Source organism: Solirubrobacter deserti, assembly GCF_027587175.1.
GTDB classification, from domain to species: Bacteria; Actinomycetota; Thermoleophilia; order Solirubrobacterales; family Solirubrobacteraceae; genus Solirubrobacter; species Solirubrobacter deserti.
In genome coordinates, this window is the sequence record NZ_JAPCID010000015.1 from 40,135 (window position 1) to 55,784 (window position 15,650).

Genomic DNA, 15,650 nt, shown 5'->3' on the forward strand with positions numbered 1-15,650 from the left:
CCTTGAAGTACGAGCGGGACGCGTTCCGCGTCCTGCTCTACGTGCTCGGCGTCGCGGCGGTCGTGCTCGTCGTGGCGCTGGTCATCCAGGCGTTGTAGAACTTCGCGTCAAATGACGCGGTCCTCGACGCGCGAGTTCGTCGGTCAGTTCGCCGCCCCGCTGCGCAGCTACCTGCACACGGAGACGGGCGGCGCCGGGCTGCTGCTCGCCGCCACGATCCTCGCCCTCGTGTGGGCGAATTCCCCGCTCTCGGGCCTCTACGAGGACCTGTGGGGAATGCACATCTCGATCAGCTTCGGGGACTTCTTCGACTACGACCACGACCTGCGGCACTGGGTCAATGACGGGCTGATGGTGCTGTTCTTCTTCGTCATCGGCCTCGAGCTGCGGCGCCAGCTCTCGATGGGCGAGCTGACCGACCGCAGCCGCTTCACGATCCCGGCCCTCGGCGCGATCGCCGGCCTGATCGTGCCCGCGGTCGTCTACCTGGTGTTGAACCCGAGCGGCGAGGAGGCGCGCGGTTGGGGCATCGCGATGGCCACCGACACCGCGTTCGTGCTCGGCGCGCTGGCGGTGGTGGGACCCGCGTTCCCCGCGCACCTGCGCGTCTTCATGCTGTCCCTTTCGGTGGTGGACGACATCGGCGCGCTGCTGGCGATCGCCGTCTTCTACTCCGACGACGTGTCGTTGACGCCGATCGTGGTCGCGGCCGCGTGCGTGGCCGCGATGGCGCTGGTGAGCCGCGCGCTGGTCTTCCGCGGGCCCGTCTACCTCGTGGTCGGCCTCGTGCTGTGGGTGGCGATGGTCGAGTCGGGCATCCACCCCACGCTGGCGGGTGTCGTGCTCGGCCTGCTGGTGTCCGCCTTCGCGCCCAGACCCGAGGACGTGCGCGAGGCGGGCGCGCTCGCCCGCGCGTTCGGCCAGTCCCCGCTGCCCGCGCTCGCGCGCTCGGCGAAGCTGTCGGTCGAGCGCGCGGTGTCCCCGAACGAGCGCCTGACCGAGCTGCTGCACCCGTGGTCGAGCTTCTTCGTCGTCCCCGTGTTCGCGCTGGCCAACGCCGGCGTCGCGATCGACGGCGAGCTGATCGAGCGCGCGGTCAGCTCCACGGTCACCTGGGGCGTGATCGCCGGCCTCGTGTTCGGCAAGCTGGCCGGGATCGGCGCCATGAGCCTCGCCGGCGTGCGCTTCGGCCTCGGGCACCTCCCCGGGCGGATCCGACCGGGCGAGCTGCTCGGCGGCGCTGCGCTGGGCGGGATCGGCTTCACGATCTCGTTGTTCGTGGCCGACTTGGCGTTCGATTCCGCCGCGCTGGCCGACGAGGCGCGCGTCGGCATCCTGGCCGCGTCGCTGCTCGCGCTCGGCGTCGCGTGGGCCATCTTCGCGCTGGACAAGCGGCTGGCCGCGGACGAGGACGACGCGCCGATCATGGTGCTCGACCGGCCCGTCGACCCCGCGGTCGACCATATCCGCGGCCCGGTCGACGCACCGCTCGAGCTTGTCGAGTACGGCGACTTCGAGTGCCCGTTCTGTGGGCGCGCGACCGGCGCGGTGGAGGAGCTGCGCGAGCGGCTCGGGGACCGGCTGCGCTACGTCTTCCGCCACCTGCCGCTGCCCGACGTGCACCCGCACGCCGAGCTCGCGGCCGAGGCGGCGGAGGCCGCCGCCGAGCAGGGCGCGTTCTGGGAGCTGCACGACCGGCTGTTCGCCCACCAGGACCAGCTGTCCCCGACCGATCTGGTGGATCACGCGCAGGTGCTCGGGCTGGACGTGGAGCGCTTCGCGCGCACGCTCGGGTCGGGCGAGCACGCGGCGCGGGTGCGCGAGGACGTCGCCAGCGCCGAGGCCAGCGGCGCCGAGGGCACGCCGACGTTCTTCGTCAACGGCCGCCGGCTGATCGGCCGCTACGACGCGGACGCGCTGGAGGCCGCGCTGCTCGGCGGCGGCGAGCTGCCGCCGCTGCCCGCCACCGAGCCGGAGATCGAGCGGGTGCGCATGCCCGACGACGGCTCTGGGCCGAGCGAGCTGGTGCTCGACGACTTCGACGAGGAGCCGGCGAGCGACGCGTTCCCGCGCCTGTCGGACGGGCACATCGCGACGCTCAGCGCGTTCGGCGAGCGCCGGCCGATCACGCGCGGCGAGCCCGTCTTCGGAGACGGGACGCCGACCGCGGACTTCGTCGTGGTGCTGAGCGGCGCGGTCGCGATGGTCGTCGGCTACGGCGAGCGCAACCTGGTCGGGCGCGTGCACGGGCCGCGCTCGTTCGTGGGCGAGCTGGCGCTGCTGCGCGGCGAGCTGATGCTCACGACCGCCGTCGCCGCGCGTGACGGCGAGGTGCTCGTCGTGCCCGCCGAGCGCTTCGCCGACGGGCTGGCTGCGGACCTCGAGCTGCGCGACATCATCTCCCGCGCCTACCTGCTGCGCCGCTCCATCCTGCTGTCGATGCAGGCGGGCGGCGACCCTACTCGACCGTGAGCGTGCCCTCCATGCCGCCCTCGCGGTGGCCCGGCACCGAGCAGTAGAACGAGTACTCGCCCGGCTGCAGATCCACGGTGATCTCCGAGACGCCGCCGGCTTCCACGACGGGGCCCTTCTCGTCGAGGCCGTTGCCGTCGACCGCGATGTTGTGCGGGACGCTCTGGGGGTTCGCGGACGTGAAGCGGACGCTGCCGGCGGGGGTACGCGCGTCCGCGAAGCGATAGGCGAGGCCGGCCTCGGCGACCGGGATGTCGAGCACGCCGTTCTCGGCCTCAGCCGTGCCTTCGGCCTGGGCGGCGCCGACGGAGGCGAGCTGGCCCTTGTCTTCGCCGGGCACCGCGGCGGCCTGCGCGACGTAGGCCGCGACGTCCTTCGCGTCCTGGCCCGTCACCAGGTCCGCGGGCATCTGCTGCGTCGTCTCGCGCCGATTCGCAGGGTTGAGTTGAGGGTTACGGTTCGGGTGCAGGATCTGCGTGTAGACCACGCCCTCGAACGTGCTCTCCCCCAGGCCGTCCTTGCGCGACTGCGCGAACGCGGCGTCCAGGTTGGGACCCGCGGTGCCGGTCGTGCCGGCGCGCGACAGCACGTGGCAGGCGCCGCACTCCTGCACGAACAGCTGCTTGCCGTTGACGACGTTCGCGTTGTCCTTCAGCTGGCAGCCCGTGAGTACGGACGAAGCCGAAATCACCCCGACGATCAACGCCAGCTCTCTCCTCATTGGCGGCATCCTAACCGGACGCGGGGACGTGGGCGCCGCCGGTGCGCCCACGTGTCATACGCGTGGCAAATCGTCCAGCTCGCCGCGTCCCGCGGCGATGACGGTGCGGGCGACGCCGTCCCACGAATAGCGCTCGCGGGTGACGGCCACGATCGCCTCGCGCGTGCGCTCCCGCAGGTCCTCCGGCGCGGCCAGCCAACCCGAGAGCGCGTCGGCGAGCTGGGTGACGGACTGATCGCCGAGTTCGAACGAGAGCCAGCCGCGCGCCTCCTCGGGCACGGCCTCGCGCAGCGTCCGCGCGACCTCGCCCAGCCCGGAGTGGTCGGCCACCACGGGCAGCGCGCCGCACGCCGCCGCCTCGGCCGCGACCATGCCGAACGCCTCGGGCGTCGTCGACGGCACCGCCATCGCCTCCGCGGCGGGCAGCAGCGCCGTGAGCTCGTCGTGGTCGAGCCGGCCGGCGAAATGGACGCGGTCGGCGATCCGCGCGTCCGGTAGCTCGGCGTCGTTCATGAAGGCCGCCAGCTGGGGCAGCTCGCGGCCGTCCTCCCCGCGCAGCTCGCTGCGGTCGCCCGCGTCGAGCTGAGCGACGAACTGCTCCAGCCGCTCCCGGAAGGCGCCGAAGCCGACGATCAGCAGCCGCGCGCGCGGCTCGCGCGCGAGCACGGCCGGGAACGCCGCCAGCAGCAGCTCCACGCCTTTGGAGGCGATCAGCTTGCCGACGAACACGATCAGCCGGTCGCCGGGCTCGATCGCGTCCAGCGCCGCGACGGCTTCCCGCGGGTCACGGGCGAACGAGGAGCCTTCGGTCGGCGCGGTCTGCTCGAGGCGGGCGCGCAGGCCGGCGAGGTCGCCCTGGTCTGGGCCGAAGCGCTCCACGTCCACGCCTGGCGGCCCGAGCCGCGTGCGCTCGGCGAGCTCGTGGCCGAGCTGGTCCCACAGCACCTCGCCCGTGTGGCGGGAGCCGACGAGCAGCCCGCGGGCCTTCTCCGCACCCTCCGCGGCCGCCGGCCGGAAGCGCGGGTACGGGTTCACGACGTAGGTGAGGTCGCTGCCGTGGACCTTTACGGCGTACGGGACGGCGCCGTTCAGCGCCCGCGCGAGGATCACCGGACCCATCACCAGGTGGTTGGCGAGCGCGACCTCCGGCTGGGCGCGTTCGACGACGTCGCGGACGGCGCGCACGTTGAGCTCGATGTAGCGCTCGACCTCCTCGTCGCTGAGCTGGGGGAACGGGCGCGCGTCGAAGCCCGCGTAGTGGTCGGCGACGTACAGCGGCAGCACACCGGCGATGTCGGGCCGGTAGACGGTCGCGCGCGCGGGCTGCCGGCGTGCCTGCACCTGCAGCTCGCCGCTGTCCCAGTCGCCGGTCGCGTCGACCCAGGGCAGCGAGTACGGGTCCGATTCCTGGCAGAGCAGGTGCAACTCATGGCCGCCGCGCACGAGCGCGGCGCCGAGCTCGGCGTTGTAGATGTTCGACCCCGTGCCGTGCAGCAGGTAGCCGTGGAAGACGAGAATGCGCAAGAGAAGCCGAACAGCCTACGCCCCGCGGACGCCGAGCCCGCTGCTAGGCTCCCCGCCGATGTCCGAGGGCCAGCTCTACCGCCTGCGCGCGCCGTCCACCGGTCGCGAGCTGCTGCTCCCCGCCGTGCCCGGCAAGGTCTACCGCGACCAGGACACGGGCGAGGAGCTCGAGGTGGTCGGGAAGGTCCTTCCGCTGCCGCCGTCGAAGTCAAGCCTGCCATGGGCCGTGGAGACACTCCGTTTTTGCAACTGGTGCGATCAGCCCGCCCAGAAGGACCTGAACGACTGCCCCACGTGCGGCCGCCGCATGGCCGCGCTGCCCCGCTGAGAGGAGGTCGCTGCATGCGCCTCGCGCCGCGCCTTGCCGCTGCTTTTGTTGTGCTCCTGCTGACCGTCGCCGGCTGCGGCGGCGCGAACGTCGCCTACCGCGAGGTCCCGGGCGGCCCCGTCAACCTCGACGTCCCCGGCGACGGCGCCGCGATCGGCGGCGCCGCCACCCCGACCCCCACGGCCGAAGCCGACGCCGAGGAGACCCCGGAGGGCGAAGAGGGCGCGGACGCCGCCACCTCACAGCCGGAAGAGACCCCCGCGCCGGACGCCGCCGGCGACGAAGGCGCGGCCGACGGCGGAGCCGAAGCGCCCCCCGCGCAGGAGCCCGACGACACCGCTCCTCCGGCCGAGACGCCGGACGCAGGGTTGGACGACTACTGCGCCGCGAACCCGGGCGCCTGCTGAGTTCAGTCCACCGCGTGTGGTGGACGCTGGCCCCAAGGGGAGTGATGTACAAACGGGTCCTCTCAGGACCCGTTTGTACATCACCCCCTTTGTCCGAACCGCGGTTGAGCCCGAGCGTGCTCGTTTCGGTCCCGGAACAGGACGAAACGACCACTCCCGCACCACGTGGTCTCCGTAGCCCGTACCTTGACGGTACGCAGCACGCGGAGGTTCGCGCCACGCGGGGCTCGGAGGCGCTGAGTCCGGGCGCGCGGGGAAACGCCGCCCCCTTCCCTCTCGGTGAGCCGTTGTCAGCGCCCGTACCGCACCCTGGCGCGCTGGGACGTGAGCGCTACGCCGCGCGTACGCCCCGCGCGCGCGGGTATGGGGAGCTCAAGTAGGACGTGGATCGGCCGATTACTCCGGTCCACGGAAGGCATACACACTGCGCACCGCAACCGACACCAGCGTGGGCGCGGCGAGTCCGCTCGCCCGCGTCGCACAGGAGGCCGCCTCGGCGACGAAGCCGGGCGCGCTGACCGCTGCGCTGGAAGCCGCGCTGAGGGCGGTGCTGGACGCCGATCACGTCCGCCTGCTCGAGATCAGCCAGGACCGGCGCGGGGCGAGCGACGAGGGCCAGGGCGCGGACGCCTACGTGCGCTTCGAAGACGGTCCTTCGGGCACGGAGCGCGTGCTTGAGACCGGCCGGCCGTTCGCGGTGCCGGACGCGCGCAACAGCGACGCGATCGTCGCGGACCGCGCCGCGCAGTACGGGATCGCCTCGGCGCTGTTCGTGCCGCTGGTGTGGGGCGGTCAGATCCGCACCGTGCTCTTCGTCGCGTGGAGCGCCTCGCGGGAGATCTCCCAGGCCGACATCGCCGACGCACGGCTGCTGGCTGACCAGGCCGCCGCGGGCTTCGCGCGCCTGGAAGCCGAGGAACGCCGCGCCGCGGGCTCCGTCCAGGACCGCGCCGTCGTCCGCGCCGCGCGGGCGCTCGGGCGCTCGCTGGACCTGCAGGAGATCCTGGAGACGCTCGTCGAGGAGGCGGCGCTTGCGCTGGACGCGGACATGTCCGGCTTCTACCTGGCCGACCTCGAGCACGGCGGCGCCGTCGCGACGGCCGGGTTCAACGTGCCGTCGACCTGGGTGGGCCTCCGTGTCGAACCCGGTGAGGGCGCCGCGGGCCGCGTGCTGGAGACGGGCCAGGCGTTCATCAGCCACGACTACCAGCTGCTCGCCGGCCAGCTCGACCACCCGATCGGTGACGAGCTGCTGTCGGCGCTGTCGGTGCCGATCGCGTGGGACGACCAGCTGCGCGGCGCGCTGTCGGTGGCGTGGAAGACCCGCCGTCACATGCACGACGAGGACCTGCGCACGCTGGAGGCGATCGCCGGCCTCGCCACGGTCTCCTGCCGCAACGCCGAGGCGTTCGAGCACGTCCAGCACGTCGCCCGCACCGACGCGCTGACCGGCGTGCTCAATCACGGCGCGATGCAGCTGCGCATCCGCGAGGAGATCGCCCGCGCGCGCCGCGACGGGCACCCGCTCGGCGCCGTCATCCTCGACCTCGACGACTTCAAGGGCGTCAACGACACCCAGGGCCACGCCGCCGGCGACGAGCTGCTGCGCACCGTCGCCCGCGCGCTGCAGGGCGAGCTGCGCCCCTACGACCAGGTCGCGCGCTACGGCGGCGACGAGTTCGTCCTGCTCCTCCCGGGCTCCGACGAGGCCGAGACGGCCGCGGTCGCCGAGCGCTGCCGCGACGCGATCGGCGGCAAGTGCTCGATCGGCGTCGCCGCCTGGCACGAGGGCCTGGACGCCGACGGGCTGCTCGAGCAGGCCGATCGCGCGCTGATGCTGGCCAAGCGCACCGGCAAGGGCCGCGTCGCGGTCGCGAACCCCGAGGTCGAGCGCGAGCTGGCGCTGCTGCAGTCGCGCTCGGGCTCGCCCGCCGCGGTGCAGGCGCTCGCGGCCGCGATCGAGGAGCGCGACAACTACACGCACGAGCACACGCAGGAGCTCGTCCGGCTCGCCCGCGGCGTCGCGATGATGCTCGGGCTCGACGTCGACCATGTGGAGCGGATCGCACACGCGGCGCTGCTGCACGACGTCGGCAAGCTCGCGATGCCCGAGGAGCTGCTGGAGAAGGACGGCCCGCTCACCCGCGAGGAGTGGGAGGTCATGTCCGAGCATCCGATCGTCGGCGAGCGCATCCTCGCCCGCACGAAGGAGCTCGCGGCGCTCGCGCCGATCGTCCGCCACGAGCACGAGCACTGGAACGGCACGGGCTATCCGGACGGGCTCGAGAAGACGCGCATCCCGGTCGGCTCGCGCGTGATCCTCGCCTGCCACGCGTGGGTGGCGATGACGACCGAGCGGCCCTACCGCGCCGCGCTCACGCCCGCACGCGCCGTCAGCGAGCTGCGCGCCGGCGCCGGCTCCAAGTACGACCCGGACGTGATCGAGGGTCTGCTGGACCTGCTCGGCCACGACAAGCCGCAGGTGCCCGACCGCGCGGCCGGCGTGAAGCTCGCGGCCGCGCCGCCGAAGGAGCCTACGTCCCGGCGGGGGCGTTCTTCGGAGTGGGCACCGGGCGGGTGACGAGCGTCGCGCTGTAGGTGAGCCGCGCCTTGTAGAGGCAGCGGTACTGCGTGACCAGATCGAGCCGCTGCTGGGCCGTCTGCGTGCCCGTGTCGTTGCACTTGCCCTTCGCCCGTGAGGCACGCCAGGAGCTCTGATCCGTGAGCAGCGGAGTCAGCGCCGGCGCCCAGGTCGGGACTGTCAGTGCAATGACATATCCCTTCTTGACGTTGAGCGCGCGGCCCAGCGGGAACTGCACCGTCTGGCCGAAGAACGGCTCGAGCTTCTGCACCGGGGTCTGCGTGACGGTGCGCGAGTACAGCGTCCGGCCCTGGCGCAGCACGGTCAACCGCGCGGACGCCTCACCGCCCAGGTTCATGTCGAAGTAGGCGATCTGTTCCGCCGACGGCGTCCCGAGCGCGATCGACCAGGCGACGATCTTCCCGTCCTCGGGCACGGTGAACGCGTTGCGCTCCGCGCCGACCTTGATCTGGTAGCCGGTGGTGCGAGACACGGCCAGGCAAGGTGCAGCCGGGCAGGCCGGCGCAGCGTCGGTGCGACCGACCTCGATGACCTTCCCCGAGGCGGGCGCAGACGCGGCCAGCGCCGCGGCAAGCGTCGCCGCGGCCAGCAAGAGCGTGCGATGGGCCATCACACGCATTCAACACGACGAGGCCCCGGGGGATGCGGTTCCCCCCGGTTCCACGGCGTCGCTACAGCTTCTGGACGTTGATCGCCTTCGGACCCTTGTCGCCGTTCTCCTCTTCGAACGTGACCTTGGCGCCTTCGCTCAGCGATCGATATCCGTCGCCGGTGATGCCGGAGAAATGAACGAATAGGTCACGCCCACCCCCATCAGGCGTGATGAAGCCGAAGCCCTTCTCGTCTGAGAACCACTTGACCGTACCGGTGCCCACAGATGACCCCACTTGACTACTGCTCGGCGTCTAACCACGCCGCACTAATTTCGACCGGTCGGTGCGTCCGGCCCCAACGGGGGAGACGCTATACATGTCTGGGAGCGCGGCGCAACTGCGTTCGCTGAACGCTGGCCGTTGAGATGTCTACGCGCTCAGGGCTTCGGCCGCTCGCGCGATCTCGTCCCGGTCCCCCGGAGCGGGCTGCCACGGCAGCCGCAGCGGGTCCCCGTCGTAGCGCGGGATCACGTGGATGTGGAAGTGGAAGACGGTCTGCCACGCCTTCGGCCCGCAGCTGTTGATCAGGTTGATCCCGTCCGCCTGCAGCGCGTCTTTGGCCTTTCGCGCCATCACCTGCGCCGTGCGCGCGCACGCCGCCAGGTCCTCAGGGTCGATCTCGAGCAGGTCCTTCGCGTGCTCGCGCGGGATCACCAGCAGGTGCCCGCGCGTGCCCGGGTTGATGTCCATGAAGGCGATCGTCCGCTCGTCCTCGTAGACGCGCGTGGACGGGATCGCACCGGCGACGATCTTGCAGAACAGGCAGTCGGGATCAGCGGCCATGACCGCAGCCTAATCAGCGGCGGGGCGACGTGAAGCGCTCGCGGCGGACGGTCGCCTTCTTGCCCTTGATCGTGGTGCCGCGCAGGGCGCTGATCACGTGGTCGAGGGCGTCGGCCGGGACCTCGACGAGCGAGAAGCGGTCGGCGATCTCGATGCCGCCGATGTCGCGGCCCGCGAGGCCCGCCTCGTTGGTGATGGCGCCGACGAGGTCCTTCGGGCGGATGCCGGCGACGCGGCCGGCGCCGACGAACACGCGCGCCATGCTCTCGTCCCCACGCTGAGCGGGCTTGGCGGGGCGCTTCGGGCGGTCCTTGGGCGGCGGCGCGACTTCGGGGATCTCCTCCTCGTCGACCGTGACCCCGCTCGCCTCGTGCGCGAGCTTGACCGCGGCGGCGGCGACGTCCATCACGTCGTAGGACTCGGCGAGGGTCTCGACGACGACGCGGAAGTGGTCGAGGTCGCCGTCCTCGAGCAGGGACTCCTCCAGGCTCGCGCGGGTCAGCTCCAGCCGGCGCGCACGCAGGTCCGCGACCGTCGGGAGCTTCTCGAACGAGATCCGCTGCTTGGTGATCTTCTCGACCGTCTTGAGGTAGCGGTGCTCCCGCGGCTGGGCGAGCGTGATCGCGGTGCCCTCACGCCCCGCGCGGCCGACGCGGCCGATGCGGTGCACGTAGGACTCGGGGGAGGACGGCACGTCGTAGTTGATGACGTGGGTCAGCAGGTCGATGTCGAGGCCGCGCGCCGCGACGTCGGTCGCGAGCAGGAGGTCGGCCTGCCCGCCGCGCAACCGGTGCATCACGCGGTCGCGCTGCTGCTGGGACAGGCCGCCGTGCAGCGCCTCGGCGCGGTAGCCGCGGCCGTTGAGCGTCTCGGTGAGCGTGTCGACCTCGTCGCGGGTCCGGCAGAAGACGAGGGCGGCCGTGGGCTGCTCGACGTCCAGGATGCGACCGAGCGCCGCCGCCTTGCTGGCGCGCGGGACGATGTACGCGCTCTGTCGCACCCGCTTGGCCTCAGCCTCGACGTCGGCACGGCCGATCTCGATGACCTGGGGCTCGCGCAGGTGGCGCTTGACGATCCCGTTCAGCCGCGGCGGCATCGTCGCGCTGAAGAGCACGGTCTGGCGCGACTCGGGCACCGCCTCCAGCAGCGCCTCCAGGTCCTCGGCGAAGCCCATGTCGAGCATCTCGTCGGCCTCGTCGAGCACGACGGTCTCGACCGTGTCCAGGTTCAGTGTGCCGCGATTGAGGTGGTCGATCGCGCGGCCCGGCGTGGCGACCACCACGTCCACGCCGCGGTCCAGCGCCTTCAGCTGGCGGACGATCGGCTGGCCGCCGTACACCGGCAGCACGCGCACGCCGAGCTGGCGGCCGTACTTGTGCATGGCCTCGGAGACCTGCATCGAGAGCTCGCGCGTGGGCACCAGCACGAGCGCGGCGGGCTCGCGGGTGCGGCGCCCCGGCTCCATGCGCTGCAGGATCGGGAGCGCGAACGCGGCGGTCTTACCCGTGCCGGTCGCGGCCTGGCCGAGCAGGTCGCGGCCTTCGACCAGCGGGCCGATGGCCTCGCGCTGGATCGGGGTCGGCTCCTCGTAGCCCAGGTGGGTGAGGGCGCTCAGCAGCTCCTCTCGAAGGCCGAGGTCCGCGAAGGTGGGTGCGATCTCGTCTTCGGCCACGTCGCCCACCTACGCTAGCGGGCGACGTGGATCCAGCAGGATTCAGGAGTGGTGCTGGCCCGCCCACGCCATCATGGCGAAGAACGCGGCGGCGCCACACACGATGAGGACGGCGGCGATCTGGGTCATGTCCCCCATGATCGGCCGCAACCCCGAAAACTTGCTGAAGGTCACCTCAAAGGTTCCATAAGGCGGCGACCTTCCCGCGGGGTGCTAGGCGGTCGTGAGCTCGCGCTCGGCCGTCAGCCAGTGGTGGACCGGGTCGCCGCCCTGCTCGAGCGCGAGGAAGTACGCGCGAGTGGCGATGTCCTCGTGCGTGACCTTGATCGTCGCCGTGATCCCGTCCTCGGTGACGTGCGTCTCGACGACCTCGACCTCGACGGCGGTCGGAGCCGCGGGCGCGGCGGCCGGCGCGGCGTCCGCGAAGCGCGCGCGCCACTCGGCGACGCCGCCGTGTTTGCCCATGGCGGTGCTCAGGCCACCGAGACCGCGCTCGGAGAGCTCCTCGCGCTTCGGGAAGCGGCCCAGTTCAGCGACGATCGGCTCGAGGGTGGCGTGGATGGTTTCAGGATCCCACTTGCGACGGGTAGTCATACGCGCGAGTATCGCCCGCGTTAGCGGAATCGTCTGCTGCAATGGGTGAAGAAACCCCCTGAACGGGGGCGATGGTCAGCGCTGAGACCCTGGGCTCGCCTCGTCGTCGAGATCGAGCAGCGCGTCTATGGCCGCGACCAGCGACGAGGACTGCCGCGTGCCGACCTGCAGCAGGACCTCGCGACAGGCCATCAGCAGCTCGTCGCGCAGCTCCAGCGCTTCGGCGAGATCATCCGTGGCCACGCCCGCGACGTTAGACGGCCTACCGGATCACATCGTTCCACGGGGTCGGCACGACGGCACAGTTGGCGCGTGCGTAGGCCCGCACCGGGCCCGCGTCGCGAGCCAGCGCCGCGGGCGCGACGGCGTTCCAGCCCTGCGTGCGCTCGTACGGGTCCTGGAGCGAGGCGCGCAGCGTCGGCCAGTGCGGGACGTCCTGCAGGACGGCCGTCGCGCTCGCCAGCGCGGACTCGTTGCCCTGCTCGAGCGCGAACAGCCAGAACGTCGCCCACGCGCAGCCCGCGCGGAACTCGACCAGGAACTGGACCGTGCCGCGATCGTTGATCGAGGCCATGTCGGTCGGCCCGGGCGGCGTGCCCTCCCAGTCCATCGACTCGCCCGCGCCGGGCGGGTACGGCACGCGGGCGGCGATCTCGCCCGCCGCCGCGCGCAGCTCCGAGTGTTCCAGCCGCTCGGTGCGCGCGTTCAGCGGCGCGGCGGGGGCCGCGACCAGCGCGTCCGAGCGCGCGAGCGCGGCGGCGGGCACGGTGACCGGCGGCGGAGCGGCCGGCCCCGTGGCCTCGCGCTCCGGGACCAGCGCGACGACCAGCGCGGCCGCGCCGGCGGCCAGTGCCGGTGCCGCCGCCCAGCGGACCCAGACGCGCCGGCGGCGGCCGCGGTAGCGGCGGTGGGCGGCCGCGTCGAGCGCGGACTCCAGCTCCGGGAACACGCTCATAGAAGCTCCCTCAACGTCGTCAGCCCGCGGCTCACGCGCTTGCGCACGACCGCCTCGGAGACCTGCACGGACGCGGCGATGTCCTTGTAGGAGCGCTCGTCGAGCACGTGCGCGCGGATCGCCTCGGCCTGGTCGGCCGGGAGCCGGTCGAGCAGCTCGACCGCCCGCTCCTCCCCCGCGAGCCGCTCGATCCGCTCGATCAGCTCGTCGTCGACCTCCAGGCGCGGCATCGCGAGCTTGCGCCGCGCGCGGTCCTCCACCCGCCCGCGCTCGAACGAGCGCATCAGCCGGTGGCGGGCGATCCCGTACAGCCACGCGACCGCGTTGCCGTCCCCGCGGAAGCGGGACGCCCCCAGCAGCGCCGCGGCGAACGTCTCGGCGGCGAGGTCGGCGGCGAGCTCGGCGTCGCCGGTGCGGCGCATGAAGTAGCCGAGCATCGGCCCTTCGTGGCGCCGGTAGAAGACGGCGAACGCCGCCGGGACCGAGGGGGTCTCGGTCAGAAGGCGCTCATCGCTCCAGCCGTCCACACCCCCCAATACCGCGAGAGGTGTGGATTTGTGACGGTCGTATCGCGAGGGCGCGCGCCGCCGTGCGAATCGCTACACGTCCGCTTCGACCAGACGGCGGATCGCGTCGAGCGTGCCCATGACCTCGGGATCGGGTGCGTCGCCGTGCACGGTCGCGACGAACAACGTGAGCCGCGAGCCCTGCTCGTCCGGGTCGACCTGCAGCCAGCCGTGGTAGTCGCTGCCCTCGGCGCCCCACTCGATCCGGCGCTTGGAGTCGTCGGTCTTGAACCACCCCTCGCCGTGCTGGGTGTGGCCCTGGTAGCGCGCCTCGACGGTGACCTTGTCGCCGTCGTGCGGCTCGGCCTTGGTCATCTGCGGCACGTAGTGCGGCAGGTTGCGGATGTCCGCGAGCGCGGCGTACACCTTGTCGGCATCCGCGGCGACGTGATGGGTGTGCTCGTGCTTCACGCGCCGGAGGCTACAGCCACGAGGCCCGCGCGGGCGGCGAACCCGTCGAACAGGACCTCGGCGGCCCGCGCGGCGTCGGCCGCATGGGGCGCCGGATCCAGGTCCTCCGCCGTCACCCCTGCCCGCTCCATGTCGGCGTGATCGCTGCTCGCCCAGCGCTCGACGATCGGCGGCGTGACCTCCGGGTGGAACTGCACGCCGAGGTGGCGACGGTCGCAGAACGCCTGCACGCCGAACGCGTTGGAGGCGAGCTCGTAGGCGAGCGGCGGGAGCGTGAATCCGTCTTCGTGCCACGCCATCCACGGGCCGGGCGGGATGCGGTCGGTGTCGCTGGAATTGACCGTCACCCATCCGACCTCGGGCACGGTCAGCCGGTGCACCGTGCCGCCGAGCGCGGCGGCCAGCACCTGCGATCCGAAGCAGATGCCGAGCACGGGCACGTCGGCGGCGTCCGCCGCGCGCAGGAACTCGATCACGCGGCCGACCCACTCCGGCCCGCCGCCCGCGGCGCTCGCGCTCGACCCGAGCGCGACCACGAACTCGAACTCGCGCGGGTCGGGATAGGGGTCCTTCCCGTCGACGCGCAGCGTCCGGAGCGTGAACCCGCGCCGCCGCGCCCAGTCCTCGAGCCGCCCGGCCGGGGCGTCCGCCTGGGTCTGCAGCACGAGGCCGGTCATCGGGCGATCACCGTCGGCTCGTCCGGTGAGATCTGATCCGGCAGGTTGATCTCGACGCCCTCCTCCGGCTCGATCGGGCCGTGCAGCAGCGGGTCGTCGGTCGCCTGCATCCAGTCCAGCAGGCGCCCGCGCAGCTCGGCGAGCACGTCCGCGTGCCCCGGGTCCTCGGCGAGGTTGCTCGCCTCGCCCGGATCGAAGACGAGGTCGAACAGCTCCTCCTCCGCCGGGCGCCGGTCCGCGAGCCCGTGGGCGAGCAGATAGTCCTTGCTCGGGCTGTCGTCGATGTTCGCGAGCACGGGGCCCTGGTGACCGTTCTCGAAGCGCCGGATGTACTTGTACCGCTTCGTGCGCACCGCGCGCTGCGGCTCGTACGCCGCGTGGAACGTGATCTCCGCGAACACCGCGTCGTTGCGCTCGGCGGCCAGCAGCGACCGCCCGCGCACCCACTCCGGCCGCTCGATCCCCGCCAGCTCGCAGATCGTCGGGAACAGGTCGATCTGCGAGACGAGGTCGTCGGACACCTTGCCGCCCTCGAACCCCGCGCCGCGGATGATCAGCATGACGCCGATCCCGCGGTCGCTCAGCGTCGCCTTCGAGCCCGGGAACGCGAGCCCGTGATCGGTGGTGAGGATCACCAGGGTGTTGTCGGGCAGCGCGTCGAGCACCGTGCCGACGCCCTGGTCCAGCGACCGCGCGCTCGCCTTGTAGGCCGCCATGTCCCGCCGGGTCTCCGGCGTGTCCGGCAGGTTCGCCGGCGGGAGCGAGTACAGCGCGTCACGCGCCGAGGTGGGCTCGAAGTAGTCGCGGTGGGTCTCGAAGAAGCCGACGCTCAGGAAGAACGGCTGCTCGTGCGCCTCGCGCAGCACGCCCGCCGCCGCGGGGGCGACGTGCGCCGCGTGCGAGCTGTCGATCTCGACGATCCGGTCATAGCCGATGTCGGCCGGGTCCGACGACAGGTGCTGCTCGCCGATCAACGTCGACGTGTAGCCCGCGGCACGCAGGGTGTGGACGAGGTGATGGTCGTAGTCCGCGAGCCGGTAGCCGCGGTGCGCGAGGCCGAGCATCCCGTTCGTGTGGCTGTACTCGCCGGTCAGCAGCGCCGCGCGGGAGGCGGAGCAGACGGGCGCCGCGCTGAACGCCTGCCGGAACAGCACCCCCTGGTCCGCGAGGCGCTGGATGTTGGGCGTCGGGACCTGGTGGCCGTAGGGCTGGATGTGCCGTCCCGTGTCATGCGAGTGGAGGTACACGATGTTCGGTTCCCGCAAAGTCATGTAATCCTATCGAG

18 protein-coding genes are annotated in these 15,650 nt (G+C 72.3%); 4 read left to right on the forward strand and 14 right to left on the reverse strand.

Annotated elements, in window-relative coordinates:
• Positions 1–111 precede the first annotated feature (111 nt).
• On the forward strand, positions 112–2,472 hold the full coding sequence (gene nhaA / locus OJ962_RS12500; protein ID WP_202957922.1) for a Na+/H+ antiporter NhaA: 2,361 nt from the start codon (positions 112–114) through the stop codon (positions 2,470–2,472).
• On the opposite strand, the gene OJ962_RS12505 is transcribed toward nhaA, so the two are convergent.
• On the reverse strand, positions 2,459–3,193 hold the full coding sequence (locus OJ962_RS12505) for a c-type cytochrome (RefSeq protein ID WP_202957921.1): 735 nt from the start codon (positions 3,191–3,193) through the stop codon (positions 2,459–2,461). The genes nhaA and OJ962_RS12505 overlap by 14 nt on opposite strands.
• A gap of 54 nt (positions 3,194–3,247) precedes the next feature.
• The gene (locus OJ962_RS12510) at positions 3,248–4,717 is read right to left on the reverse strand and encodes a glycosyltransferase family 4 protein (RefSeq protein WP_202957920.1); all 1,470 of its coding nucleotides are present in this window, start codon (positions 4,715–4,717) and stop codon (positions 3,248–3,250) included.
• Between the two features lie 58 nt (positions 4,718–4,775).
• Here OJ962_RS12510 and OJ962_RS12515 point away from each other — a divergent pair, with 58 nt between their 5' ends.
• The 3 genes from OJ962_RS12515 to OJ962_RS12525 all read left to right on the forward strand — a co-directional run bounded on the left by OJ962_RS12515 (position 4,776) and on the right by OJ962_RS12525 (position 8,033).
• Positions 4,776–5,045, forward strand: a complete 270-nt coding sequence (locus OJ962_RS12515; protein ID WP_202957919.1) for a hypothetical protein — start codon at positions 4,776–4,778, stop codon at positions 5,043–5,045.
• A 50-nt stretch (positions 5,046–5,095) separates the two neighbouring features.
• The gene (locus OJ962_RS12520; protein WP_270006372.1) at positions 5,096–5,452 is read left to right on the forward strand and encodes a hypothetical protein; all 357 of its coding nucleotides are present in this window, start codon (positions 5,096–5,098) and stop codon (positions 5,450–5,452) included.
• 448 nt (positions 5,453–5,900) lie between these two features.
• The gene (locus tag OJ962_RS12525; protein WP_202957917.1) at positions 5,901–8,033 is read left to right on the forward strand and encodes a diguanylate cyclase; all 2,133 of its coding nucleotides are present in this window, start codon (positions 5,901–5,903) and stop codon (positions 8,031–8,033) included.
• Here the strand turns inward: OJ962_RS12525 and OJ962_RS12530 are convergent.
• From OJ962_RS12530 to OJ962_RS12585, 12 genes are all read right to left on the reverse strand, one after another.
• Positions 7,987–8,664 carry a hypothetical protein gene (locus tag OJ962_RS12530; RefSeq protein ID WP_202957916.1) on the reverse strand — a complete coding sequence of 226 codons (678 nt, stop codon included), beginning with the start codon at positions 8,662–8,664 and terminating at the stop codon, positions 7,987–7,989. The two genes, OJ962_RS12525 and OJ962_RS12530, sit on opposite strands and share 47 nt — an antisense overlap.
• Positions 8,665–8,725: 61 nt before the next feature.
• Complete coding sequence (locus OJ962_RS12535) at positions 8,726–8,929, reverse strand: cold-shock protein (RefSeq protein ID WP_202958008.1); 204 nt, start codon at positions 8,927–8,929, stop codon at positions 8,726–8,728.
• Positions 8,930–9,076: 147 nt separating this feature from the next.
• Positions 9,077–9,490, reverse strand: a complete 414-nt coding sequence (locus OJ962_RS12540; protein ID WP_202957915.1) for an HIT family protein — start codon at positions 9,488–9,490, stop codon at positions 9,077–9,079.
• 13 nt (positions 9,491–9,503) lie between these two features.
• Positions 9,504–11,162: a DEAD/DEAH box helicase gene (locus OJ962_RS12545; RefSeq protein ID WP_202957914.1), complete on the reverse strand. Its 1,659-nt coding sequence runs from the start codon at positions 11,160–11,162 to the stop codon at positions 9,504–9,506.
• A 42-nt stretch (positions 11,163–11,204) separates the two neighbouring features.
• The gene (locus OJ962_RS12550) at positions 11,205–11,336 is read right to left on the reverse strand and encodes a hypothetical protein (RefSeq protein WP_270006373.1); all 132 of its coding nucleotides are present in this window, start codon (positions 11,334–11,336) and stop codon (positions 11,205–11,207) included.
• A gap of 39 nt (positions 11,337–11,375) precedes the next feature.
• A complete protein-coding gene (locus tag OJ962_RS12555; protein WP_202957913.1) occupies positions 11,376–11,756 on the reverse strand; it encodes a DUF2934 domain-containing protein in 381 nt (126 codons plus the stop codon).
• Positions 11,757–11,831: 75 nt separating this feature from the next.
• Entirely contained in the window at positions 11,832–11,999 is a 168-nt protein-coding gene (locus tag OJ962_RS12560; RefSeq protein ID WP_202957912.1) for a hypothetical protein, read from the reverse strand.
• 19 nt (positions 12,000–12,018) lie between these two features.
• Positions 12,019–12,711, reverse strand: a complete 693-nt coding sequence (locus tag OJ962_RS12565) for a hypothetical protein (RefSeq protein WP_202957911.1) — start codon at positions 12,709–12,711, stop codon at positions 12,019–12,021.
• Entirely contained in the window at positions 12,708–13,238 is a 531-nt protein-coding gene (locus tag OJ962_RS12570; protein WP_202957910.1) for an RNA polymerase sigma factor, read from the reverse strand. The genes OJ962_RS12565 and OJ962_RS12570 overlap by 4 nt, the downstream gene beginning before the upstream one ends.
• A gap of 72 nt (positions 13,239–13,310) precedes the next feature.
• Entirely contained in the window at positions 13,311–13,688 is a 378-nt protein-coding gene (locus OJ962_RS12575; RefSeq protein WP_202957909.1) for an SRPBCC family protein, read from the reverse strand.
• Positions 13,685–14,365: a type 1 glutamine amidotransferase gene (locus OJ962_RS12580; protein ID WP_202957908.1), complete on the reverse strand. Its 681-nt coding sequence runs from the start codon at positions 14,363–14,365 to the stop codon at positions 13,685–13,687. The genes OJ962_RS12575 and OJ962_RS12580 overlap by 4 nt, the downstream gene beginning before the upstream one ends.
• Positions 14,362–15,636 carry a sulfatase family protein gene (locus OJ962_RS12585; RefSeq protein ID WP_202957907.1) on the reverse strand — a complete coding sequence of 425 codons (1,275 nt, stop codon included), beginning with the start codon at positions 15,634–15,636 and terminating at the stop codon, positions 14,362–14,364. Before OJ962_RS12585 ends, OJ962_RS12580 begins: the two co-directional genes overlap by 4 nt.
• Positions 15,637–15,650: the final 14 nt, after the last annotated feature.

Bases quoted from the DNA above. Each gene is read 5' to 3' on its own strand.
- nhaA (WP_202957922.1), top strand. From the start codon at position 112: ATGACGCGGTCCTCGACGCGCGAGTTCGTCGGTCAGTTCGCCGCCCCG.
- OJ962_RS12505 (WP_202957921.1), bottom strand. From the start codon at position 3,193: ATGAGGAGAGAGCTGGCGTTGATCGTCGGGGTGATTTCGGCTTCGTCC.
- OJ962_RS12515 (WP_202957919.1), top strand. From the start codon at position 4,776: ATGTCCGAGGGCCAGCTCTACCGCCTGCGCGCGCCGTCCACCGGTCGC.
- OJ962_RS12530 (WP_202957916.1), bottom strand. From the start codon at position 8,664: ATGGCCCATCGCACGCTCTTGCTGGCCGCGGCGACGCTTGCCGCGGCG.
- OJ962_RS12540 (WP_202957915.1), bottom strand. From the start codon at position 9,490: ATGGCCGCTGATCCCGACTGCCTGTTCTGCAAGATCGTCGCCGGTGCG.
- OJ962_RS12555 (WP_202957913.1), bottom strand. From the start codon at position 11,756: ATGACTACCCGTCGCAAGTGGGATCCTGAAACCATCCACGCCACCCTC.
- OJ962_RS12565 (WP_202957911.1), bottom strand. From the start codon at position 12,711: ATGAGCGTGTTCCCGGAGCTGGAGTCCGCGCTCGACGCGGCCGCCCAC.
- OJ962_RS12580 (WP_202957908.1), bottom strand. From the start codon at position 14,365: ATGACCGGCCTCGTGCTGCAGACCCAGGCGGACGCCCCGGCCGGGCGG.
- OJ962_RS12585 (WP_202957907.1), bottom strand. From the start codon at position 15,636: ATGACTTTGCGGGAACCGAACATCGTGTACCTCCACTCGCATGACACG.